17 protein-coding genes and 1 other RNA gene are annotated in these 24108 nt (G+C 72.4%); 8 read left to right on the top strand and 10 right to left on the bottom strand.

Going from position 1 to position 24108, the window contains the following annotated elements:
* Positions 1-26: 26 nt before the first annotated feature.
* Positions 27-1316 carry an MFS transporter gene (locus ACT1U9_RS19365; RefSeq protein ID WP_444533965.1) on the top strand — a complete coding sequence of 430 codons (1290 nt, stop codon included), beginning with the start codon at positions 27-29 and terminating at the stop codon, positions 1314-1316.
* A gap of 76 nt (positions 1317-1392) precedes the next feature.
* On the opposite strand, the gene ssrA is transcribed toward ACT1U9_RS19365, so the two are convergent.
* From ssrA to ftsE, 5 genes are all read right to left on the bottom strand, one after another.
* Positions 1393-1762: a transfer-messenger RNA gene (gene ssrA / locus ACT1U9_RS19360) on the bottom strand.
* Between the two features lie 83 nt (positions 1763-1845).
* Positions 1846-2343, bottom strand: coding sequence for an SsrA-binding protein SmpB (smpB, locus tag ACT1U9_RS19355; RefSeq protein WP_101388534.1), 498 nt, complete (start codon positions 2341-2343; stop codon positions 1846-1848).
* Between the two features lie 18 nt (positions 2344-2361).
* Entirely contained in the window at positions 2362-3543 is a 1182-nt protein-coding gene (locus ACT1U9_RS19350; protein ID WP_444533964.1) for a S41 family peptidase, read from the bottom strand.
* Positions 3544-3611: 68 nt separating this feature from the next.
* A complete protein-coding gene (gene ftsX, locus ACT1U9_RS19345) occupies positions 3612-4529 on the bottom strand; it encodes a permease-like cell division protein FtsX (RefSeq protein WP_444533963.1) in 918 nt (305 codons plus the stop codon).
* Positions 4530-4577: 48 nt separating this feature from the next.
* A complete protein-coding gene (ftsE, locus tag ACT1U9_RS19340; RefSeq protein ID WP_101388537.1) occupies positions 4578-5267 on the bottom strand; it encodes a cell division ATP-binding protein FtsE in 690 nt (229 codons plus the stop codon).
* Positions 5268-5547: 280 nt separating this feature from the next.
* Between ftsE and ACT1U9_RS19335 the strand changes: the two genes are divergently transcribed.
* The gene (locus tag ACT1U9_RS19335) at positions 5548-5739 is read left to right on the top strand and encodes a hypothetical protein (protein ID WP_188273879.1); all 192 of its coding nucleotides are present in this window, start codon (positions 5548-5550) and stop codon (positions 5737-5739) included.
* Positions 5740-5834: 95 nt separating this feature from the next.
* Here the strand turns inward: ACT1U9_RS19335 and ACT1U9_RS19330 are convergent, their stop codons facing one another.
* From ACT1U9_RS19330 to ACT1U9_RS19315, 4 genes are all read right to left on the bottom strand, one after another.
* Positions 5835-6863: a hypothetical protein gene (locus ACT1U9_RS19330; protein WP_444533962.1), complete on the bottom strand. Its 1029-nt coding sequence runs from the start codon at positions 6861-6863 to the stop codon at positions 5835-5837.
* A gap of 296 nt (positions 6864-7159) precedes the next feature.
* Positions 7160-8263 (bottom strand): peptide chain release factor 2, encoded by a 1104-nt coding sequence (gene prfB / locus ACT1U9_RS19325; protein WP_444533961.1) that lies wholly within the window; start codon positions 8261-8263, stop codon positions 7160-7162.
* A 70-nt stretch (positions 8264-8333) separates the two neighbouring features.
* Entirely contained in the window at positions 8334-9563 is a 1230-nt protein-coding gene (locus ACT1U9_RS19320) for a serine/threonine-protein kinase (protein ID WP_444533960.1), read from the bottom strand.
* A gap of 175 nt (positions 9564-9738) precedes the next feature.
* Entirely contained in the window at positions 9739-11442 is a 1704-nt protein-coding gene (locus tag ACT1U9_RS19315; RefSeq protein WP_444533959.1) for a serine/threonine-protein kinase, read from the bottom strand.
* A gap of 394 nt (positions 11443-11836) precedes the next feature.
* Between ACT1U9_RS19315 and ACT1U9_RS19310 the strand changes: the two genes are divergently transcribed.
* The 6 genes from ACT1U9_RS19310 (at position 11837) to ACT1U9_RS19285 (ending at position 23731) form a co-directional block, all read left to right on the top strand.
* Positions 11837-15181 (top strand): FHA domain-containing protein, encoded by a 3345-nt coding sequence (locus ACT1U9_RS19310; RefSeq protein WP_444533958.1) that lies wholly within the window; start codon positions 11837-11839, stop codon positions 15179-15181.
* A 397-nt stretch (positions 15182-15578) separates the two neighbouring features.
* Entirely contained in the window at positions 15579-16949 is a 1371-nt protein-coding gene (locus tag ACT1U9_RS19305) for an ABC transporter substrate-binding protein (protein WP_444533957.1), read from the top strand.
* Between the two features lie 7 nt (positions 16950-16956).
* Complete coding sequence (locus ACT1U9_RS19300; protein WP_444533956.1) at positions 16957-18291, top strand: carbohydrate ABC transporter permease; 1335 nt, start codon at positions 16957-16959, stop codon at positions 18289-18291.
* A complete protein-coding gene (locus tag ACT1U9_RS19295) occupies positions 18288-19169 on the top strand; it encodes a carbohydrate ABC transporter permease (RefSeq protein WP_444533955.1) in 882 nt (293 codons plus the stop codon). Before ACT1U9_RS19300 ends, ACT1U9_RS19295 begins: the two co-directional genes overlap by 4 nt.
* Before the next feature lie 69 nt (positions 19170-19238).
* Positions 19239-21479 (top strand): bifunctional glycosyltransferase/CDP-glycerol:glycerophosphate glycerophosphotransferase, encoded by a 2241-nt coding sequence (locus tag ACT1U9_RS19290; RefSeq protein ID WP_444533954.1) that lies wholly within the window; start codon positions 19239-19241, stop codon positions 21477-21479.
* 38 nt (positions 21480-21517) lie between these two features.
* A complete protein-coding gene (locus tag ACT1U9_RS19285; RefSeq protein WP_444533953.1) occupies positions 21518-23731 on the top strand; it encodes a bifunctional glycosyltransferase/CDP-glycerol:glycerophosphate glycerophosphotransferase in 2214 nt (737 codons plus the stop codon).
* Here the strand turns inward: ACT1U9_RS19285 and ACT1U9_RS19280 are convergent.
* Positions 23703-24077, bottom strand: a complete 375-nt coding sequence (locus ACT1U9_RS19280) for a hypothetical protein (protein WP_444533952.1) — start codon at positions 24075-24077, stop codon at positions 23703-23705. The genes ACT1U9_RS19285 and ACT1U9_RS19280 overlap by 29 nt on opposite strands.
* Positions 24078-24108: the final 31 nt, after the last annotated feature.

Below are 24108 nucleotides of genomic sequence, written 5' to 3'. Positions count from 1 at the left end.
ACACCCCTGCGGCGAGGCTCTTTTGCATGCCGCAACTGATGACCATGTCGGGCTCCACGCTCGTCCTCGCCGAGCCGGTCCCGCACCACGAGTACCGGGAGGAGCCCGAGCCCCGTGCCCGAGTGCGCGCCCGCTGGGCCGCCCCCTACCGCCGCCTCTTCGCCGTCCCCGGCGCCCGTGCCTTCACGCTCGGCAACCTCATCGCCCGGCTCCCGATGGGCATGTTCAGCGTCAGCGCCGTGATCATGATCGCCGGGTCGCGCGGCTCGTACGCCCTGGCCGGCGCCGTCACCGCCACCGGCCTCGCCGCCACCGCCATCGTCGCGCCCTGGACGGCCCGCCTCGTCGACCGGCTCGGCCAGGCCCGGGTCGCCGTGCCCGCCACCGCCATCGCCGCGCTCGGCTCACTGGCCCTGCTGCTCTGCGTACGCCTGGACGCCCCCGACTGGACGCTGTTCGCCGCGTACGCCGCCACCGCCACCACCCCCAACACCGGCGGGATGTCGCGGGCGCGCTGGGCCCATGTCCACCGGGGCGACGCGGCCGCCGTGCACACCGCCAACTCCTTCGAACAGGCCGTGGACGAGCTGTGCTTCATGCTCGGCCCGGTGGCGGCCGCGTTCCTGTGCACCGCGCTGTTCCCGGAGGCGGGCACGCTCACCGGCGTGGTCCTGTTGATGACCGGCATGCTGATCTTCGCGGCCCAGCGCTCCACCGAACCGCCGGTCGCCGCGCGCACCGACCGCGCGCCTTCCCCGCTGCGCTCCCCCGGGCTGCCCGCCCTGCTCGCCGTCTTCCTCGCCACGGGCGCGGTGTTCGGCGCGATGGAGGTGGTGACGCTGGCGTACGCGGACCGGCTCGGCCACGGTTCTGCGGGCGGCGCGGTCCTCGCGCTCCAGGCGGCCGGGTCGTGTGTGGCGGGCCTGGTCTACGGGTCGGTCCGCCCGGCGCGCGCGGTGTCCCGGCGTCTCCTCGTCTGCACGGGCGCGATGACGGCCCTGATGTGCCTGCCGCTGCTCGCGGCCCGTACGGGTTCGCTCCTCGTCCTGGCAGGCGCCCTGCTCCTCGCGGGCGCGGCCACCGCGCCGACCATGGTCACCGGGATGACCCTGGTCCAGCGGCTCACCCCCGAGGGCCGCTTGAACGAGGGCATGACCCTCGCGGTCACCGCGATCCTGGGCGGCATAGCACTGGGCTCGGCCACGGGCGGCTGGCTCGCCGACCACACGAGCACGACGACGGCCTACCTCGCCCCGGGGTGCGCGGCGGCGCTGGCGACGGTGGTGTGTGCGGCGGGTCCGGCTCGGCGCCGGTGATGGGTGCGGCTGCGTACCGTACGTACGACAAAGGCCCGGCTGCTTGATGCAGCCGGGCCTTTGCCTCACATGGGAATTGTGGAGATGGCGGGAATCGAACCCGCGTCCAACGGTGCGGAATCAGGGCTTCTCCGTGTGCAGTTCGCTGCGATTTTCTCAGCCCCGGAGATCACGCGAACAAGTCTCCGACGGGCTCAGCCACTGTTTGATTTCCTCCTGGGCCCCGTGACCGGGCTCAGAAGTTTAGATCCCTTGATGATGCCAGGATCCGGGTCGGGATCACCCCCGGGCTGACACTTCGCAAGTCGCTACTTAGGCAGCGAGGGCGAAGGAATCGCGCTTGGTGTTGGCGATTATTGGTTGCGACATATGGTTTACGAGATCATTGCCGCTTCCTCGACACGCTTCCCCTGCTTCGACATCCGCTGTCGAAACCGATCATCCCCATGTTTTGTTAACAATGTGCTCCACCCCGGGGGGCGGCGCTGAAGCCATCGTACGCGAAGCGGACGGCGGCCCGCCAGGACATTTACGCGCGCTGGCGCCGCTTGGCCGCCGCGATGGCGCGGTTCGTCTCGCGGGTGTCCTGCTTCTCCCGCAGCGTCTGGCGCTTGTCGTACTCCTTCTTGCCCTTCGCCAGCGCGATCTCGATCTTCGCCCGGCCCTCCTTGAAGTACAGGACGAGGGGCACGATCGTGTGACCCGACTCCTGCGACTTGGACTCCAGCTTGTCGATCTCGGCGCGGTGCATCAGCAGCTTCCGCTTGCGCCGCGCGCTGTGGTTGGTCCAGGTGCCCTGGGCGTACTCCGGCACGTGGACGTTGTGCAGCCAGGCCTCGCCCCCGTCGATCTGGACGAACCCGTCGACCAGCGACGCCCGTCCCTGGCGCAGCGACTTCACCTCGGTGCCCGTGAGCACGAGACCGCACTCGTAGGTGTCGATGATGGTGTAGTCGTGCCGCGCCTTCTTGTTCTGCGCGACCAGCTTGCGCCCGCTGCCCTTGTCCTTGTCTTTTGCCTTAGCCATAGTGCGGCCATTTTCGCACTACGACCGCCCCCCGAGGCCACTCAATACTGTCTCGGCCCGCTCCTTGGCCCGCTCGGTGACCGGTACGTCCGGGGTGATCCCCTTCCCGTCCACGCTGTGGCCCGCCGGGGTGCGGTAGTGGCCGACGGTCAGCTCGGCGACCGAGCCGTCCGGCAGGTCGGTCGGCATCTGGACCGAGCCCTTGCCGAAGGTGCGCGAGCCGACGGTGACCGCGCGGCCCCGGTCCTGGAGGGCCCCGGTCAGCAGCTCGGCCGCGCTCATGGTGCCGCCGTCGACCAGGACGACCAGCGGCTTCGAGGTGTCGGCGCCGTCCGCCGGGTCCGCGTAGAGGGCGCGCTGCCTGCCGTGCACGTCGTACGTGGCGACCAGGCCGCCATCGAGGAAGGCGGAGGCGGCCGAGGCGGCCTCGTCGACCAGGCCGCCGGTGTTGCCCCGCAGGTCGAGCAGGACTCCGGCGCCTTCGGGGGCCTCGCGGACCGCCGTGCGCACCCGCTCCCCCGAGCCCTTGGTGAAGGCCGCCACCTTGATCATCACGTCCCCGCCGGGCAGTTCGCTGACCGTCACGGCCTCGGTGGTGAGCAGGGCCCGGCGCAGCGACTCGGCCCAGGTGCGCCCGGCCCGCTCCATGCCGAGCACGACCCGGCTGCCGGCGGCGGCCCCGTCGCCGCGCAGCAGCGAGACGACCTCGGTGACCGGCCGCTGGTCGACCGCGCGGCCGTCGATCATACGGAGCCGGTCGCCCGCCTCGATCCCGGCGCGGGCGGCCGGTCCGCCGGGCTGGACGCGGGTCACCTCGACGCGGCCGTCGCCGGTGCGCCGGGCCCACAGGCCGACGCCGGTGTAGCGGCCGTCGAGGGCGTCCTCGAACTGCTCGTAGGCGCTCGGGTCGTAGACCGCGCCCCACCGGTCGCCGCTGCGGCTGACGACCTCGGCGGCGGCAGCCGTTGGAGACTTGCCGTCGGCCACGGCCTCGGCGGCGGCGCGGGCCACGTCCTCGCCGCCGTCGGAGGCGGGGGCCTCGGCCGAGGCGGGGCGGGCGCGCAGCGGGGTGCCGCGTTCGTCGGCCCGGGGCAGCGAGCCGGTCACGGCGGCGGTCGCGAGGACCGAGACGAAGACCAAGGTCAGAGTCGCCCCGCGGCGGACTCCGCGGGGCCTGGGACAGCGGTCCGGACCTGACATGGCGTCGAGTCTAGGACAACGCGAGGGCGCCGCAGGGGCTGTTGCCCCTACGGCGCCCGGGGCGCGTGTCACACCTTGAGGTACTTGCGGAGCGCGAAGAAGGCCGCGAGGGCGGGCATCAGCACGCTCGCCGCGAGGACCAGCGGCAGCTTGGCCAGGACCGCGTCCCAGCCGATGAAGTTGATCAGATTCAGCTTGTGCGACAGGTCGAGGCCGTGGTCGATCATGAAGTAACGGCCCACGAGCAGCATCCCGGAGGCGGCGATGCCGCCGAGCACTCCGGCGAAGGCGGCCTCCATGATGAACGGCGCCTGGATGTAGAAGCTCGAAGCACCGACCAGGCGCATGATGCCGGTCTCGCGCCGTCTGCTGAACGCGGACACCCGGACCGTGTTGACGATCAGCATCAGCGCCACGACCAGCATCACCGACATGACCAGGACGGCCGCCACGTTCATGCCGTTGAGCAGCCCGAACAGGTTCTCCAGGATGCCCTTCTGGTCCTGCACCGACTGCACGCCGTCGCGCCCGGCGAAGGCGGTGGCGACCACCTTGAACTTCTCGGGGTCCTTCAGCTTGACCCGGAACGACTCCTGCATCTGGTCCGGCGTGATCGAACCGGCCATCGGGGAGTCGCCGAACTGCTCCTTGTAGTGCTTGAACGCCTCGTCGGCCGACTCGTACGTGACGGTCTGGACGATGTCCAGCTTCTTCAGGTCGCCCTCGATGTCCTTCTTCTGCTGGGCGGTGACGGCGCCCTTGGAGCACTTGGCGACCTGTTCGGCGTCCGCCTTGTTGCAGAGGAAGATCGAGACGTTGACCTTGTCGTACCAGTAGCCCTTCATGTTGTTGACCTGGTCCCGCATCAGCAGCGAACCGCCGAACAGGGCCAGGGACAGGGCCACGGAGACGATGACGGCGAACGTCATGGTCAGATTGCGGCGGAGACCGACGCCGATCTCCGAGAGTACGAACTGCGCGCGCATGGCGACTGGTTAAGCCTTTCCGTGCTTTCGGGCTCGATGCTCAGCGCATCAGTGCTGGTAGCCGTAGACGCCGCGCGCCTGGTCACGTACGAGACGGCCCTTTTCGAGCTCGATAACACGCTTGCGCATCTGGTCGACGATGTTCTGGTCGTGGGTCGCCATGATCACGGTCGTCCCGGTCCGGTTGATCCGGTCCAGGAGCTTCATGATGCCGACCGAGGTCTGCGGGTCCAGGTTGCCGGTCGGCTCGTCCGCGATCAGCAGCATCGGCCGGTTGACGAAGGCCCGCGCGATGGCGACGCGCTGCTGCTCACCGCCGGAGAGCTCACCGGGGCGCCGGTCCTCCTTGCCGCCGAGCCCGACGAGGTCGAGCACCTGCGGCACGGCCTTGCGGATCTCGCCGCGCGGCTTGCCGATGACCTCCTGGGCGAAGGCCACGTTCTCGGCGACCGTCTTGTTCGGGAGCAGCCGGAAGTCCTGGAAGACGGTCCCCAGCTGGCGCCGCATGTGCGGCACCTTCCAGTTGGAGAGCCGGGCCAGGTCCTTGCCGAGCACGTGCACCTGGCCTTGGCTGGCGCGCTCCTCGCGCAGGATGAGTCGGAGGAAGGTCGACTTCCCGGAGCCGGACGAACCGACGAGGAAGACGAACTCACCCTTCTCGATGTCGAGGGAGACGTCCCGCAGAGCGGGGTGGCTCTGCTTGGGATAAGTCTTGGAGACGTTGTCGAATCGGATCACGGTGCACCACGGTCGCCGGGAATAGGTGTGCGTGACACTACGCGAACCCGCCTCGGCCGCGCAGGCGCCGTCCGAGGATGTTCCGGGGATGCGCCTTATGTCCCGTTGACGGATCGCTTCGGGGCGTCCTCGGGCTCCCCTGCGGGTGCAGAATCGGGCGGGGCGCGCCGAAACGCGCGGGAGCTGGCACAGTGGTAGGGGGAACGGTTGCGTTTCCCTGAGCGTTGTGCGGAGCAGTACGTGCATGCAGCGGCTCCGCCGCGCGGGAGGAGGAAAGCGCATGACCTATGACCGATTGGTGTGCGCCAACTGCGCGGCGCCCGTCAGCGAGGGCCGCTGCCCCGTGTGCCGGGCCAACCGGGAGCGGCTCCAGCAGGAAGGCCCCTGGGGCGGCCTGAGCCCGGTGGCCCTGGTGACGCTGCTCGTGGTGCTGGTGGCCGCGGTGGCCCTGCTGGCCCACCAGGGTGTGTAGCGAGCTTTAAGGCGTTTACGCAGGTGGGGCCCGGGGTGCTGGATTGCACCCCGGGCCCCATCTGCGTACTGCTTGGTGACTACCGTCCGTGACGCTTAGGCGACGGTACGGCCGCCGACCAGGCGCGGCATGATCCGGAAGCCGATGCCACCGGCGATCATCGTCGCGGCGCCGACCAGCAGGAACGTGGTCTCGCCCGCACCGGTCTCGGCGAGCTCGTCCTTGGCCTTGCCCTGCTCGACCGGCTTGGAGCCACCGCTGTCGGGGGTGGTGTTGTCCGGGCAGCTGGCGCCGTCGAGCGAGACGGTGCAGGTGCCGCCGGAGGTGGAGCCACCGGTGCTGGAGCCGCCGGTGCCGCCGGTCGCGGAGGAGCCGCCGGAGGTGGCGGAGCCACCCGTGGAGGAGCCGCCGGTCGCGGACGAGCCGCCCGTGGTGGAGGAGCCGCCGGTCGACGAGCCACCCGTGGACGACGTGCCGCCGGTGGACGAGCCACCCGTGGTGGAGCCGCCGGTCGACGAGGTGCCGCCGGTGCTCGACGTGCCGCCCGTGGACGAGGTGCCACCGGTGGACGAGCCGCCGGTCGAGCCGCCAGTGGTGCTGCCACCGGTCGTGGACGAACCGCCGGTCGAGCCGCCCGTGGTGGACGAGCCACCCGTGGTCGAGCCGCCGTCGGTGGTGCTGCCACCGGTCGTGGACGTACCACCGGTGCTCGACGAGCCGCCGGTCGACGACGAGCCGCCCGTGCTGGACGAGCCGCCGTCGGTCGTGGTGCTGCCGCCCGTGGAGGACGAACCACCGGTCGCGGACGAGCCGCCCGTGGTGGACGAACCGCCGGTCGAGCCGCCCGTGGTGCTGCCACCGGTCGTGGACGTACCACCGGTGCTCGACGAACCGCCGGTGTCGACACCGCCGATGCCGCCGACCGTGCCCGTGCCGCCGTCCGTCTCACCCTGGACGCCGACGCCGACGCCGCTCTTGTTGACCTCGGCCTTGGCGCTGAGGCCACCGATGTTCACGTCGACACCGACGGCCGAGGCCGCCCCCGCAGCGGTCAGGGACGCGCCGGCGGCGATCACCGCGCCGGCGGCTATCCGCGCGACACGCAGCCGCGTCTTCTTCGTCATATGTCTGCTACCCCCAGTAGCTGAATCGTCATGGGGCAGCGCCCGGGGGCCGCGGGACCGGGGGAGGCCGCTTGCGTCGCCCCCGTCACACGCGCCCCGGATATACGCATGCCGCGCGCCACCTTTCCGCACACCTAAGAATCACGTCAAGGTCGTTTAGGGATCGATGTCGCAAATGGCGCCAGTTGTCCGGTACATGGGGTTGCAACTGTGACGAAACAAGGGAACTGCCGCTCGGTGAGCGGCAGTTCCCTTGTCGACAAAGCCTCAAAAACGCGGCGGCACCTTCCCGCCGGTTACTTCTCCTGCTGCTTGCGCCAGCGAATTCCCGCTTCCAGGAATCCGTCGATCTCGCCGTCCAGGACGGACTGCGGGTTGCCGACCTCGAACTCGGTGCGCAGGTCCTTGACCATCTGGTACGGGTGCAGGACGTACGAACGCATCTGGTTGCCCCAGGAGCTGCCGCCGTCCTTGAGCGCGTCCATCTTCGCCTGCTCCTCCTGGCGGCGGCGCTCAAGGAGCTTGGCCTGGAGGACGTTCATGGCGCTGGCCTTGTTCTGGATCTGCGAGCGCTCGTTCTGGCAGGAGACGACGATGCCGGTCGGCAGGTGCGTGATGCGCACGGCCGAGTCGGTGGTGTTGACGCCCTGGCCGCCGGGGCCGGAGGCGCGGTACACGTCGATGCGCAGCTCGGACTCGTCGATCTCGACGTGGTCGCTGGACTCGACGACCGGCAGCACCTCGACGCCCGCGAACGAGGTCTGGCGGCGGCCCTGGTTGTCGAAGGGCGAGATGCGCACGAGGCGGTGGGTGCCCTGCTCGACGGAGAGCGTTCCGTACGCGTACGGCGCCTTCACCACGAAGGTGGTCGACTTGATGCCGGCCTCTTCCGCGTACGAGGTCTCGTACACCTCGGTCGGGTAGCCGTGGCGCTCGGCCCAGCGCAGGTACATGCGCTGGAGGCGCTCGGCGAAGTCGGAGGCGTCGACGCCGCCGGCCTCGGCGCGGATGTTGACGAGGGCCTCGCGCTCGGCGTACTCGCCGGACAGGAGGGTGCGGACCTCCATCTCGTCCAGCGCCTTGCGCACGGAGACCAGCTCGGTCTCGGCCTCGGCGAGGGTGTCCGCGTCGTCCATCTCCTGGGCGAGCTCGAACAGCACCGCGAGGTCGTCGATGCGGCCGCGCAGGCTCTCCGTCTTGCGGACCTCGGCCTGGAGGTGCGAAAGCTTGCTCGTGATCTTCTGGGCGGCCTCCGGGTCGTCCCACAGGGACGGCGCGGCGGCCTGCTCCTCAAGCACGGCAATGTCTGCCCTCAGCTTGTCGAGGTCCAGGACGGCCTCGATCGACCCCATGGTCGAGGAGAGGGACTTCAGCTCTTCGGATACATCGACGACTGCCACGGGTCCAGCGTAACGGCTGCGCGCAAGGACGTTTCCCCCTGTGCCCCGGCACGGCCGCGGGGCCCCGGGGTTACGGCGTCGTCGGCGCGGAGTGCTTGGAGTCCTGCGGGGGCTTGTCGTCGCCGCCGGAGACGGCCAGCCAGGCGCCGATGCCCAGGGCCGCGGTCAGGGCGGCCGCCGAGGCGCCCAGGACGATGCGGCGTCTGCGGAGCTGGTCCGCGCGGTGGCGGGCCGAGCCGGGGCGGGGGGTGCCGGCCGGGCGGGGGGCGCGGGCCGTGCCCAGGGGGCCGCCCGCGAGTTCGTCGGGGCCGGGCACGCGCATGCTCGTGTGGGTGTCCCGGTTGGAGTCCAGGGGCGCGCCCGGCACCAGCGGCACGGCGCCCCGGCGGGGCGAGCCGGACGGGGGCGCGGGCTCCTCGTACGGGGGCTCCTCGGGCTCCTCCGACCCCGGCTCGTCCACGTCCAGCGGGGGCATCCCCGCGACCAGGGGGAGGAGTTCGCGCAGGCGCGCGGAGAGTTCCGAGGCGCGCAGGCGCGAGGCGGGAGCCTTGGCGAGGCACTGGACGATCAGCTGCCACAGCTCGTCCGGGATGCCCGGCAGCGGCACGACCGTCTCGGTGACATGGCGGCGCAGGACCGCGCCGGGGTGGCCGCCGCCGAACGGCGTGAAGCCCGCGAGGAGCTCGTAGAGGACCGTCGCCAGGGCGTAGATGTCGACCGCCGCCCTCGGCGGCAGGCCCTCGACGATCTCCGGGGCGAGATAGTCCGGCGTACCGATGATGCGGGTCGCCTTGGTGCGGCGCGGCGTGTCGATCAGCTTGGCCACGCCGAAGTCGGTGAGCAGGGCAGGGTGCGCGCCGCCGGGGCCGAGCGGGCCCTGCATGTCCAGGAGGATGTTCTCGGGCTTCACGTCCCGGTGCACGACTCCGGCCGCGTGCGCGGCGGCCAGGCCGTCGGCGACGTCCGCGACGATCGCCACCGCCGCCTCGGGGGCCAGGCGCCGCTCGCGGTCGAGCCGGGTGCGTACGTCCGTACCCCTCACCAGGTCCATGACCAGGGCGAGGTCGTTGCCGTCGACGACGAGGTCGCGTACCCCCACGACGTTGGGGTGGTCGAGGCCGAGCAGCGCGGTGCGCTCCTGCACGAAGCGGCCGACGAGCTCCTGGTCGGCGGCCAGGTCTTCGCGCAGCAGCTTGATGGCGACGGGCCCGTCCGGCCCCTCGCCTAGCCACACCGTGCCGGCGCTGCCCCGCCCCAGGATCTGGTGGGCGGTGTACCGGCTGCCGATATTCCGTGCCAAGACTGCTCCCTCAGCGGCTGGCTGTGCACGCCGAGGCTACGCGGCCGGGACGCCAACCTTCACTTCCGAGCGGGAAATCACCCCCTGGAAGTCGACATATAGATGAAGTGGGTGTCCTGGACCGCGTACGAGGTGCGTACGAGGGGTTTTACGTACGGCCCTCGTACGCGACTCATCAGCCGCCGGACTTGCCGCCCAGCTCGCCGATCCAGCCCGTGACCTTGTCGATCGCGTCGCCGATCGCCTGCCAGTAGCTCTTGCCCTGGGCCACCCAGTCCTGGAGCGGGGTCAGCTCCCAGACCAGCCAGCCCGCGACGAACAGCAGGATGAAGGTGAACAGGCAGCCCTTGAGGCAGCCGAGCCCCGGGATGTGCATCGGGTTCGCGCTGCGGCGGCGCGGCTCGCGGGGCGCGGGGGCCTGCGGCTGCTGGGGCGGATGGGACTGCTGCGGGGGCGCGTACTGCTGGTGCTGGGGCTGCGGCGCGTACTGCTGATGCTGCGGCGGCTGGGCGTACGGCTGCGGCTGCTGGCGGTACGGCTGGGGCTGCTGCGGGGCGTACTGCTGCGGCCCGGGCCGGTGGCCCTGCGGCGGACGCTGCTGCTGGGGCTGCGGGGGCTGCTGCTGGCGGTGCGGGCGGCGGCGCAGCGGGTCCTCGGCGGGGTCCAGGTACTGGAGCTGCGTCTGCTCGTTGCGGTCGCGGGCCGCCTGGAGCTGGGACTGCCAGGGGTGCGGCTGCTCGGGCTGCTGCGGGTTGTACTGGCCCTGCGGAACGGGCTGGCCCGGCGGTACGGGGGGCATGACCGCGGTCGGGTCGGCGGCGTTCCGGTCGGGCAGGACCGACGTCGGGTCCGCCGCGCCCGTGTTCGGCAGCACCGAGGTCGGCGCGGCCGGGTCGTACGCGCGCGTGGTGCTCGGCAGGACCTGGGTGGGGTCGGCCGCGCCCGGGGTCCCGGGGACGGCGGCGGGCGCCGGGTCGGGCGCGAGCAGGGCGCCCACACCGTCGGCCGCCTCGACCTGCGCCGGGGTCGAGTGGACCCCGATGCCGGCCGCGACGACACGCAGTCCGCGCGCGAGGTTCTCGGCGCTGGGCCGCTCGTCCGGGTTCTTGCGCAGACAGCGCTCGATGACCGTCCACAGCGGGCCGGGCACGGTCGTGGGGCGGCGCGGCTCCTCGCTCAGGTGCCGGTGCAGCACCTCAAGAGCGGTCCCGCCCGCGAACGGCGGACGCCCGGTGATCAGCTCGTACAGCAGGATCCCGGCGCCGTAGATGTCGACGGCGGAGGTCTGCGGGCGGCCCTCGGCGGACTCCGGCGCCACGTACGCGGGCGTGCCGACGAACTCGTGCGTACGGGTCAGGCCCGGGGAGTCCGCCAGGCGCGCGATGCCGAAGTCGGTGAGCATCGGGTGCATCGCGCCGTCGCGCTCGTCCAGCAGGACGTTGGCGGGCTTCAGGTCGCGGTGGACGACGCCGTCGGCGTGGCTGGCGGCGAGCGCGTCGGCGATCTGCGCGGTGAGCAGGGAGGCGGCGACCGGGGTGAGCGGGCCGCTCTCGCGCAGGTAGCGGTGCAGGTCCGGGCCGTCGATCAGGTCCATGACCAGGGCAAGGAGGTCGCCCTCGACGACGAGGTCGCGGGTGCGCACGATGTTGGGGTGCGTCAGGCGCAGCAGCACCGAGCGCTCGCGCAGGAACCGCATCACGACGTCGGCGTCGTTGGCGAGCTCCTCCTTGAGGACCTTGATCGCGACGGTCTCGCCGGGCTGGCCGGCCACGGCCGCCTCGGCGCCCGCGGCCTCTCTCTGGCGGGCGCGCCAGACCGTGCCCGTGGCGCCACGTCCGAGCGGCTCCTCAAGCAAGTACTTGCTGCCTACCGGCCGCACGTCATGCGCTCCCTGCTGGTCTGGCTGTTCTGGCTGATCCGGGGTGCACCGGACGGGTGCCCCGGGCGGCCCACTGTAGTGCCGTCGGCTGTGCCGACGCGGGCTCACACGTTCTGGCTGTTCGAAGGAAAGACGTCACCGTCGCACGGAAGGTTGCCGAACGGCCGTACCGAAGCGGCGCGGTCGATTCCGGCGGGGTGCGCAACCAGCCACTTTGCGGCCACATTTGCGTCGAGAGCCGATCATTCAAGATCACTTGGAGGTGGGTGACGGGCGTGTTGTCAGTGGCAGGTGCGAGGATGCCCTCAGCACGACATGTGTGCCTGGTGGGGGGAATCACAAGGGCGTTTCCCTCCTGGCCCGGCACCCCCGCGCAGAAGGGACCGCCGAGGCGATGCAGATCCGGCTGACCGTCCTCGCGCCGCGCAGCGGCCACGCTGCGGCGCGCGCCTGCGACGTGCTCGTGACCGCGCCCGCGGGGACCACGCTCGCGGCCGTCGCCTCCGGCCTCGCCACGGCCGCGTCGGGCTCCGAGGTCTCCAGCGCGGTGGTGCTGTACGCGGGGCGCGAGCGGCTGGATCCGCAGCGCCGGGTCCTCGGCGAGCCCCCGCTGGTCGACGGCGCGGTGCTCGCGCTCTCCTCCCCCTCCTCGTCCCCGGCGGCCTCCGCCTCGTACGCGGCGTACGCGTCGGAGCACGGGGAGGCCGCCCAGGCCCGGCTCTGCGTGATCGCCGGACCCGACGCGGGCGGGGTCCATCTGCTGCACGGCGGCCAGATCCGCATCGGCCGCTCGGCGGACGCGGACGTGCCGCTGGACGATCCGGACGTGTCCCGGCTGCACTGCGCGGTGACGGTCGGCGAGGACGGCCGGGTCGCGGTGGCCGACCTTGGCTCGACGAACGGCACGCGCGTGGACGGCGCCCCGGTCGGCCCGCACCCGGTGCGGCTGCCCGCGGGCGCGCTGCTGCGGCTTGGCGAGTCGGCCCTGCGCCTGAGCCCCGGCACCCCGTCCCCGGACGCGCTGGCGACGGTGCCGGACGGGGAGGGGCATGTGCGGGTGGCCGTGCCCGGGGCGCCGGAGGCCGTGGTCGGGGGCGAGGTGTACGGGGAGGGTTCGGCTGTCGGGGCGGGCCCCGGTCCTGGAACACCTTCGGTTCCGTACGGCATGGAGGCCGGGCGCGTTCCGGGCCAGCGGGTGTCCACGGAGCCGGGTTCCGGTCCGCCTTCGGGGTACGGACCGACCACTCATGGCACGGGCACGGCGCCCGGGGCCTATGGCCAGGGAAGCGGCGATACGTACGGTCCCGGCGGCGGTGATCCGTACGCGGCGGAAGGCGGCCATCCGCACGCCCCGAGCGGCTCCACGGCGTACGGCCAGGGCCGCGCGGGCGACGGTCGCGGCTGGTACGGCGAGGAGGCGGAGGTTCCGCAGCAGCCCGGCCACGACGACGGGTACGACCCGCGAGTCGCCGAGCCGTACGGGGACACGACCGAACCGCGAGGCGGCGACGCGGGCGGTCGTCGGGGCGGGACGCCCGCGCGGGGGACGCGCGTGCCGGACGAGGTGCAGCACGCGCGCGTCGAGGACGGGGTGCCCCGGCGGCGCGGCGGGCTCGGCGCCTGGGCGCGGCGGCTGGCCGGGGGCCGGGGCGAGGCCGCGTACGAACCGGCTCCCGTGCAGGCCGAGGCCGCGCCGACCGGCGTCGCGCCCGCGCCCGAGCGGTGGCCCGACCCGGCCGCGCTGCTGCTGACCGCGCTCGGCCCCGGGCCGCGCCTGTGGGAGCGGCGGCCCGGGCACCAGGAGGCGCTGGCGGTCCGGGTCGGCACGGCGGACCGGGGCGAGCTCGCGGCCGTGCCGGTCACCGTGGGGCTGCGCGAGGCGGGCTCGCTGGGCCTGGCCGGTCCCCGCCCCCGGCTGAACGGTCTGGCGCGGGCGGTCGTGGCCCAGCTGGCCGCGCTGCATTCGCCGGGCGACCTGGAGATCGTCCTCATCAGTACGGAACGCGGCCGCAGCCTCCAGACCCGGACCGCGGAATGGGGCTGGCTGGGCTGGCTCCCGCATGTGCGGCCCGGGCACGGCCAGGACTGCCGCCTGCTGCTCGCGTACGACCGGGAGCAGGCCACGGCCCGTACGACCGAGCTCGTGCGGCGCCTCGACGACAGCCCGCTCGGCCCGACCTGGGCCTCGGCCGAGGCGTCCGCGATCGCCGACGCCACCCGCCGCTACTCGGGTCCGTACACGGTGGTGATCGTCGACGGCGACCCCGGCTCGTCGGTGCTGCGCGAGACGACCGCGCGGCTCGCGTCGGCCGGGGGCGCGGCCGGGATCCATCTGCTCTGTCTCGCCGAGGCACCGCCCGCCTCGCCGACGTCGCCGGTGGAGGCGACGTACGAGTCGGCGTGCGCGGTGTCGCTGGCGTTCCGCGAGTGCGGGGCGGCAGCACTGCTCAGCGGCGATGTGGCCACCGCCCTGCGGCTGGTGCGCACGGCGGGCGGGCGTCCGGCGGGGCACGGCACGGTGGCGGTGGTCGACGCGGTCTCGGCGGCGTGGGCCGAGCGGTTCGCGCGGGCGCTCGCGCCGTTGCGTGCGGGCGACGCTTCAGCGGTACGGGCGCGTCCTGCGGTGGCCCTGCCGCCCTCGTCCCGGCTGCTCGACGAGCTGGGCCTCGCGCGCGCCACGCCCGCGTCCCTGATGGCGCGTTGGGAGTCGGCGCCGGACGGCGCGGCCGTGCTCGGCACCGGGCCGCGCGGCCCGGTCGGCGTCGACCTCGCGTCCGACGGGCCGCATCTGCTGGTCGAGGGACCGGCGGGCAGCGGTCGTACGGAGCTGCTGCGGGCGGTCGCCGCGTCGCTCGCGGCCGGGGCGCGGCCGGACCGGCTGGGGATGATCCTGGTCGACGGGGCGGGCGGGGAGCGCGGCGACGGCCTGCGCGCCTGCACCGAACTCCCGCATGTCTCCACGTACTTGGTGGCCTCCGACCCCGTCCGCATGCGGGAGTTCGCGCAGGCGCTCGGGGCGGAGCTGAAGCGGCGGGCCGAGCTGCTCGACGGCGTCGGGTTCGCGGAGTGGGTGGCGCGGGCCGCCTCGGACGCGCAGGAGGTGGCCGGGCGATCCGTCGGTGAGCAGCACGGATCCGAGCAGCGCGGGGATGTGGACGGGCCGTCCACCAGCACGCTGCGGCTGCGCCCGCTGGCCCGTACGCGTACGGAGGCGGGGCCGCCGCCGCTGGCCCGTCTCGTCGTCCTCGTCGACGACCTGGACGCGCTGGTCGCACCCGCGCTCGGCAGCCCGGGGCGGCCCGCGGCGGGGTCCGTGGTGCGGGCGCTTGAAGCGGTGGCTCGGGACGGGGAGCGGCTGGGGGTGCATCTGGTGGCGACGTCGGCGCGGGCGGAGCGTACGGCGGATACGGAGCTGGCGCGGGGTGTACGTCAGGTGGTGCGGCTGGATGCGCCGCCCGTCGCTCCTTCGCCGGACGAGCCGTCGCCCGGGCGGGGGCGGTTGTTCGGGGCGGACGGTGTTGTCACGCCCTTCCAGGGTGGGCGGGTCACTGGGCGTATACCGCGTACGGCGACTTTGCGGCCCACGGTGGTGCCCCTGGAGTGGGAGCGCATGGGCGACCCGCCGGCCCGCCGGCCGGTACGCGAACTCGGCAACGGGCCGACGGACTTGGCGCTGCTTGCGAGTGCGCTCGACCGGGCGGCGAGGCTGGTCCACGCGACCCCGCCTGCGGCGCTTTAACCCCCACCCCACCCCTTCCCTAAACCCTGCCGGGGGCGGGTGGGGGTTGAGGGGGGTTTCCCGGGGGGCTGCGCCCCCGGACCCCGTTCGTCTGCGGATCGTGCTGGGTTGCTCGCGCAGTTCCCCGCGCCCCTAGGTAGTCAGGGGCGCGGGGAACTGCGCGACAAGCCCCCACCGGCGGCCAGCCGACGAACCCGGCCGCCCGCCCAGGCCACGCGGCGGAGCCGCAAAATGTCACAGCCGGGAAGGGGTGGGGTGGGGACCAAACCTCCCTGACGCCACGTCACGAGCCCATCACGATCGGCCCGTTGGGGGCGAGAGCGGTATTGCGGGGCCCCCGCGCCCGGCGTAGGACTGTCCGGACGGGACGACCTCGGCGGCGAGAGGCGGACAGCTCATGCGTACGGGTCGGACAGGTCGGATAGGACTGGCAGGGGTGGCCGCCATCGGCGCGCTCGCCCTCGTCGCCACCGCGTGCAGCAGCGACAAGAAGGCGAATGGTGGTGTGGGCACACTCCCGCCCTCCAAGAGCGGCGCCGCCCCCGCCCTACAACTCCCCCGGCTCGACGGCCAGAAGATCGAGGTCGCCGCCGTCTGGACCGGGCCCGAGCAGGCCAACTTCCTGAAGGTGTTGAAAGAGTTCGAGGGCCGTACCGGGGCGAGCGTCACCTTCGTCCCCGCCCAGGACCCCATCGTCAACTTCCTCGGCACCAAGATCGCCGGTGGCAGCCCCCCGGACGTCGCCATGCTCCCGCAGGTCGGCGCCATCCAGCAGGCCGCGCAGAAGAAGTGGCTCAAGCCCGTCGGCGCGGACGCCAAGGCGCAGCTCGACAAGAACTACGCCAAGGTGTGGCGCGACCTGGGGCAGGTCGACGGCACGCAGTACGCCGTGTACTTCAAGGCCGCCAACAAGTCCCTCGTCTGGTACAACACCAAGGTCTTCGAGACCGCGGGCGCCCAAGTCCCCAAGACCTGGAAGGACTTCCTCAGCACCGCCGACACCATCTCGGCCTCCGGCGTCACCCCGGTCTCCGTGGGCGCCGCCGACGGCTGGACCCTCACCGACTGGTTCGAGAACGTCTACCTGTCGCAGGCGGGGCCGGACAAGTACGACCAGCTCGCGCAGCACAAGATCAAGTGGACCGACCCGTCCGTCAAGGACGCGCTCACCACCCTCGGCCAGCTCTTCGGCAAGCCGGATCTCATCGCTGGCGGCACCACCGGCGCCCTGCAGACCGAGTTCCCGGCCTCCGTCACCCAGACCTTCACCGGCGGCGACCAGCCCAAGGCGGCCATGGTCTTCGAGGGCGACTTCGTGAGCGTCAACATCGCGCAGACCTCGGCGAAGATCGGCACCGACGCCAAGGTGTTCCCGTTCCCGGCCGTCGGCGCCAAGGCGCCCGTCGTCACCGGCGGCGACGCGGCCGTGGCGCTCAAGGACACCAAGGGCGCCCAGGCCCTGCTGACCTGGCTGGCCTCCCCGGACGCGGCGAAGATCTGGGCGGCGGCGGGCGGCTACGTCTCGCCCAACAAGGCGACCGACCTGGCCGCCTATCCCAATGACGTGCAGCGCGACATCGCCAAGGCGCTCGTCGGGGCCGGGGACGACGTCCGGTTCGACATGTCCGACCAGGCCCCGCAGTCCTTCGGCGGGACCCCGGGCAAGGGCGAGTGGAAGGACCTTCAGGACTTCCTGAAGAACCCCAAGGACGTCACCGGCGCCCAGGCCGAACTGGAGGCCGACGCGGCCGCGGCGTACAAGAACTGATCCGGCGATGACCACCGCGCCCACCGCCGGTGCCGCCGCCCCGCGTCCGCGCCGCAGCGTCACCGGCACGCGCAAGTACCTCGCCGCCGGATTCCTGCTGCCCGCGCTCGTACTGCTCGGCGCGCTCGTCGTGTATCCGATCGGCTACTCGGTCTACCGCTCGTTCTTCGACCAGTCCGGCGACGGCTTCGCCGGGTTCGACAACTACAAGACGCTCTTCACCGACGACACCATCCGTACGGCGGTCAAGAACAACGCGATCTGGGTCGTCTGCGCGCCCACCATCGCCACCGCGCTCGGCCTGATCTTCGCCGTCCTGACCGAACGGGTGCGCTGGGGAACGGCGTTCAAGCTGATCGTCTTCATGCCGATGGTGATCTCGATGCTCGCCGCCGGGATCATCTTCCGGCTGGTGTACGAGCAGGACCCGGACCGGGGCGTCGCCAACGCGGTCTGGGTGGGCGTGCACGACACGTTCGCGCAGTCCGCCGGGTTCCCGCGCGCCCATCCACTGCCCTCCGCGCCCCTGAAGGCGGGCGGCGGCGGCTCGTTCATCACGAAGGACGTGGTCCACGCCGGGCAGCCCGCGCTGCTCCCGCTCGTCGGAGTGGCCGCCGACAAGATGCCGTCCTCGGCCAAGCCCGCGAAGGCCGCACAGCCGGAGCCCGGCCAGATCACCGGTACGGCCTGGCTGGACTTCACCAGGGGAGGCGGCGGCACCCCCAACGTCGTCGACCCCAAGGAGCTCGGCCTCAAGGGCCTCAAGATCGAGGCCGTGAAGGACGGCTCGGTCGTCGCCACCGCCACCGCCCGCTCGGACGGCACGTTCACACTCCCCGCCAAGGCCGACGGGGCCCGACTCCGGCTTCCGCAGAGCAACTTCCACGAGCCGTACAACGGCGTCAACTGGCTCGGCCCGAACCTCGTCACCCCGGCCATCATCGGCTCGTACATCTGGATGTGGGCCGGTTTCGCGATGGTGCTGATCGCGGCCGGGCTCGCGGGGCTTCCGCGTGAGCTGCTTGAGGCGGCGCGGGTGGACGGCGCCAACGAGTGGCAGGTGTTCCGGCGCGTGACGGTGCCGCTGCTCGCGCCCGTCCTCGCGGTCGTCCTGGTCACGCTGGTGATCAACGTACTGAAGATCTTCGACCTGATCTTCATCATCGCCCCGGGCTCCAGCCAGGCCGACGCCAATGTGCTGGCGCTCCAGCTCTACCGCTCCTCGTTCGGCACGGACGCGGACCTCGGCATCGGCAGCGCCATCGCCGTACTGCTGCTGATCCTGGTCCTGCCGGTGATGCTCTTCAATATCCGCAGGATGCGGCGGGAGGCGCGGCGATGACGGCTGTCGACGGAATCGTCCGGGCCAAGCAGTCGCTGCCCGCCAGGATCGCCGCCCGCGCCGGCGGCGGGGCGATGCGGGTCTTCCTCATCCTGGTCGGGCTGTTCTGGCTGATGCCGACCGTCGGGCTGCTGCTCTCCTCGCTGCGCGGCCCCTCCGACATCGCCTCCAGCGGCTGGTGGAAGATCTTCAGCCACCCCTCCCAGCTCACCTTCCACAACTACTCCACCCTGCTCGACAACAAGACCGTCACCGACTCGCTGCTCTCCACGGTGATCATCACCGTCCCGGCCACCGTCCTGGTCGTCGTGATCGGCTCGCTCGCCGGATACGCCTTCGCCTGGATGGAGTTCCCCGGCCGCGACTGGTGGTTCATGGTCGTCGTGAGCCTGCTCGTCGTCCCGGTCCAGATCGCCCTCGTACCGGTCGCCAAGCTCTTCGGCAAGATCGGGATCTTCGAGACGACGGTCGGCGTGATCACCTTCCACGTCGCCTTCGGACTGCCGTTCGCGATCTTCCTCTTACGGAACTTCTTCGCGGAGATCCCGCGCGAGCTCCTGGAGGCCGCGCGGCTCGACGGGGCGGGCGAGATACGGCTGTTCACCCGGGTCGTGCTCCCGCTGGGCGGCCCGGCCATCGCCTCGCTCGGCATCTTCCAGTTCCTGTGGGTCTGGAACGACATGCTGGTCGCACTGATCTTCGCGGACTCCAAGCACCCGCCGATCACGGTCGCCCTCCAGCAGCAGGTACGGCAGTTCGGCAACAACATCGACGTCCTCGCGCCCGGCGCCTTCGTCTCGATGGTCATCCCGCTGGCCGTCTTCTTCGCCTTCCAGCGCCAGTTCGTCTCCGGGGTGATGGCGGGCGCCGTCAAATAGCCGCCGCGGCTTTACCCCGTCTGCCGCGAGCGGCGTAACCCGCTCGCGGCATTCGCCGTTCTACGGGCCATGCCCCGGTTCAGCGTGATCGTTCCCGTGTACAAGGTCCAGGCGTATCTCCACGACTGCCTGGGTTCGGTACTCAGTCAGTCCTACGACGACCTGGAACTGATCGCGGTGGACGACTGCTCACCGGACGCGTGCGGGGCGGTCATCGACGAACTCGCCGCCCGCGACCGCCGCGTCACCGCCGTCCACCTAGACGTCAACACCGGTCTCGGCCCCGCCCGCAACGCCGGACTCGCCCACGCCACCGGCGACTACATCGTCTTCCTCGACGGCGACGACACCCTCACCCCCGGCGCCCTCCAGGCCATCGCCGACCGCCTCAAGGAGACCGGCGACCCGGACGTGCTGGTCTACGACTACGCGCGTACGTACTGGAACGGCGAGCGGGTCCGCAACAAGTCGGCCGCCCAGCTCGCCGAGACCGGGCCCGCCACCTGCACGCTCGCCGACCGGCCGGGGCTGCTCAAGCTGCTCAGCGTGGTCTGGAACAAGGCGTACCGGCGCGAGTTCGTCGAGGAGCAGGGCTTCCGCTTCGCGCCCGGCTTCTACGAGGACGCGCCGTGGACGTATCCGGCGCTGATGGCGGCCGGTTCGCTCACCACGCTCGACCGCGTCTGCGTCCACTACCACCAGCGCCGCCAGGGCAGCATCCTCTCGACCACCAGCCACCGCCACTTCGACCTCTTCGACCAGTACGACCGGGTCTTCGCGTTCATCGACTCCCGCCCGGAGCTGGCCTGCTGGCGGCCGCTGATCTTCCGGAAGATGGCCGACCACGTCCTGACCGTGTTCACCACCCGGGTGCGGCTGCCGCGCGGCAGCCGGGCCGAGTTCTTCCGCCGCGCCCGCGCCCAGTACCGCCGCCACCGCTCCCCCGGTGCGGGCCCGCGCACCCTGCGCGTACGGGTGCGGCACGGGCTCGTCCGGCTCGGCGCCCACCGTACGTATCGCAGCCTGGGGGCGCTGGGGGCACTGCGCGCCCGCGTGGTGCGGCACACCCCGGCGCTCGGACGAATGCTGCGCGCCGCCGTGCTGCGGCTGCACTACCGCGTCCAACTGCGCCTGCCGCTGCGGGAGGAGGCGGTCTTCGCCGCGTACGGAAACCGGGGGTACGCCTGCAACCCGGCGGCGATCGAGGCGAAGGTGCGCGAGCTGGTGCCCCGGGTGCGGACCGCCTGGATCGCGGCGCCCGAGCATGTGCACACCGTGCCGCCCGCCACCCGCAAGCTGCGGCCGGCCACCTTCGCGTACTGGACGGCGCTGGCCCGCGCCAAGTACCTGGTCAGCAATGCCGACTTCGAGCACCGGCTGGTCAAGCGGGACGGCCAGACGCTGCTCCAGACCCATCACGGCACCCCGCTGAAGACGATGGGCCTGGATCTGATGGACCGCCCGGCCGCCGCCCGCGACACGGACTTCGCCGCCCTGGTCGCCCGCGCCGACCAGTGGGACTACAGCCTCTCCGCCAATGTGCACTCCACCCTCACCTGGGAGCGCACCTACCCCTCGGGCTACACCACGCTCGAATACGGCTACCCGCGCAACGACGTCTTCCAGGAGGCGAACGCCGCCGATGTGGCCCGGCTGCGCGAGCTGATCGGCATCCCCGCCGACGCCACCGCCGTGCTCTACGCCCCGACCCCGCGCGACTACCGGCGCAGCCAGCACCTCCCGCTCGACCTGGAGCGCGTGGCCCGCCGGCTCGGCCCCGGCTTCGTCCTGCTCACCCGCGCCCACTTCTCCTACGGCGCCCCGCTGACCGGCGACGACACCCACCCCCGGGTCATCGACGTCAGCGCCCACCCGTCGGTCGAGCAGCTCTGCCTCGCCGCCGACGCGCTGCTCACCGACTACTCGTCCCTGATGTTCGACTACGCCAACCTGGACCGCCCGATCGTCGTCCACTGCGACGACTGGGAGGCGTACGAGGCGGCCCGCGGCACCTACTTCGACCTGCGCGCCTTCCCGCCGGGCGCGGTCGCCAGGACCGAGGACGAGCTGATCGACATCTTCTCCACCGGCCACTGGCGCGGCTCCCGCTCGGCCCAGCTGCGGGCCGCGTTCCGGGCCCGCTTCTGTCCGTACGACGACGGGCACGCGGCCGAGCGGGTGGTGCGCCGGGTCTTCCTCGGGCAGAGCGCGAACCTGCCCGCGTTCGTCCCCGTCGAGGACCGCCGCCCGGCCCCCTCGGCCGTCCTGCGCTCGGCCGCGGCCCAGCGCGAACTCGCGGGCCTGGTCTGACCCCCCTGTCATCCCCCGACCCCGGAAGAGGTCCCTCCTTGCCCCGTTTCACCGTCATCGTGCCCGTCCACGACGTCCGCGGACAGCTGCGGGAGTGCCTGGAGTCGGTGCTTGGCCAGTCGTACGGGGATGTCGAGGTCATCGGCGTCGACGACGGCTCGACGGACGGCTCGGGGCGCCTGCTCGACGAACTGGCCGCCGCCGACCGCCGGGTGCGGGCAGTACACCTGCCGCTGACGGTGAGCGCCGGGGAGCGTCGGGACGCGGGGGCGGGGCAGGCGCAGGGCGACTATCTGCTCTTCCTGGAGCCGGGTCTCGTCCAGCTCCCGGGCGCGCTCGCCGCGCTCGCGGACCGGCTGAAGGAGGCCGGTGAGCCGGATGTGCTGCTGTTCGGCCACCTCCGTACGCCGTTCCTCGGCACCCCCGAACCCAGCCGCTCCCTGGACGTGCTGCGGGCGGCCGGGGACGCGGTGACCTCGGCGGCCGCGCGACCGGGCCTGCTCGATGTGGCCCCGGTGAGCTGGAACCGGACGGTGCGCCGCACGTTCTGGCGCGCCGAGGGCCTGTCGTTCGGCTCCGGCGAGCGGGCCGAGGCAAGGTGCGCGCTGACGACGCTGATGGCGGCCGAGTCGGTGGCGTGCCTGCCGACGCCGTGCGTGGACCACCGGGGGCAGCGGGCCGTGGCGCGCCCCCGCGTCGACCGCCGTGACATCGTCGCCGAGTACGCGCGGCTGCTCACCGAGACCGCCGAGCGCCCCGGCACCGAGAAGCTGCGCGGACCGCTGTACGCCCTGGCGGTACGGGAGTTGCTCAAGCTGTACCCGGGCGGGCGCCGGGGCCGGGCCGCGTATGTGCGGGCGGTGGCCGCGTTCTGCCGGACCCACCGCCCGGCCGGACACCGCACCCCCGGCGGCCGCGCCGGGCTCCGCGCCCGCCTCTTCACCGAGGGCCGGCCGTGGGCGCTGGCCGCCTTGGACGGGGCCCTGGCGGGCCGTCGCAGGCTGCGCTCACGCGCGCGTGGCCTGCGAAAGTCCGTACTGCGCACGGCATTTCGTCACTACTACCGCTTCCAGCGGCTGCTCCCGCTCGACCCTCGGCTCGCGGTGTACGCCGCGTACTGGAACCGGGGCGTCAGCTGCAATCCGGCCGCCATCCACAGCGCGGCCGCCCGGCTCGCCCCGCACATCAAGGGCGTATGGGTGGTCGGCAAGGCGGAGGCGGCCGCCGGGCACGCGTTCGTGGTGCCGGACACGAGCGCGTACTGGCGGCTCATGGCCCGTGCCACGTACTTCGTGAACAACGTCAACTTCCCCGACCACCTGGTCAAGCGGCCCGGCCAGATCCATCTCCAGACCCACCACGGCACCCCGCTCAAGCGCATGGGCCTGGACCAGCTCGCCCACCCGGCCGCCGCCAAGGGATTCAGCTTCCGCCGGTTCCTGACCCGGGTGGACCGCTGGGACTACTCCCTCTCGGCCAACGCGCACACCACCGAGACCTGGTCGCGCGCATACCCCAGCGCGGTGAAGCACCTGGAGACGGGCTACCCCCGCAACGACGTGTACGCCACGGCCACCGCCGAGGACATCGCCGCCGTCCGCCGCACCCTCGGCATCGCGCCGGGCCGCCGCGCGATCCTCTACGCGCCGACGCACCGCGACTACGAGCGCGGCTTCCACAGCGCGCTCGACCTGGCCCGGGTCGCCGACGCGCTCGGCCCGGACACCGTACTGCTCGTCCGCGCCCACTACTTCTACACGTCGGCCGCCCTGCCCGAGCACCCCGGGCTGCTCGACGTCTCCGACCACCCGCGCGTCGAGGACCTGTGCCTGGCCGCGGACGCGCTGGTCACCGACTACTCCTCGGTGATGTTCGACTACGCCAACCTGGACCGCCCGATCGTGGTGCACGCCCCCGACTGGGAGGTCTACCGCACGGTCCGGGGCGTCTGCTTCGACCTGCTGTCGGGCCGCCCCGGGGACACTCCCGGAGCGGTCACCACCAGTGCGGACGAGCTCATCTCCTGCTTCCGGAGCGGGAGTTGGAGCAGCGACGCCAACGCGGTGCTGCGGGCCGCCTTCCGGGAGCGGTTCTGCGCGTACGACGACGGGCGCGCCGCCGAGCGGGTGGTGCGCACGGTCTTCCTCGGCGAGGAGGCCGACGCGCCGACACCGATGGAGCGAGCCGTGGCGCCACTGCCCGGCCAGAGCGGCGCCCGGCGGGTCACCCCTGCTGGCCGGCCATCACCGTGACGAGCCCGACCACCACGAGCAGCGAGCCCGCCCACGTCCACACCGACGTCCGCTCATGCAGCACGGTGGAGCTGGCCAGCACGATCAGCAGATAGCCCAGCGCGTTGAACGGGTAGGCGATCGACAGCGGCACCCGGGCCAGCGTCGACATCCAGGCGACCGCCGACACCGCGAAGACCACCAGGCCGATCACGATCCACGGGCTGGTGGCCGCCCGCAGCGCGATCGAGCCGCCGCCCCGCTCCACGGCGGCGGCCGCCGTGCGCATCCCGTGCTTGAGCATGATCTGGCCGCCCGCCGAGGAGAACACCGCGAACAGCAGCAGGGCAAGGCTGGGCAGGTTCAACAGCGGTCTCCTGACCGGGACTTCGGACACA

The sequence above is a fragment of the Streptomyces sp. BR1 genome (genome assembly GCF_052373795.1).
Taxonomy (GTDB): Bacteria; Actinomycetota; Actinomycetes; order Streptomycetales; family Streptomycetaceae; genus Streptomyces.
The sequence above is the reverse complement of the archived record's forward strand: the minus strand, read 5'-3'. Positions and strand labels throughout refer to the sequence as shown.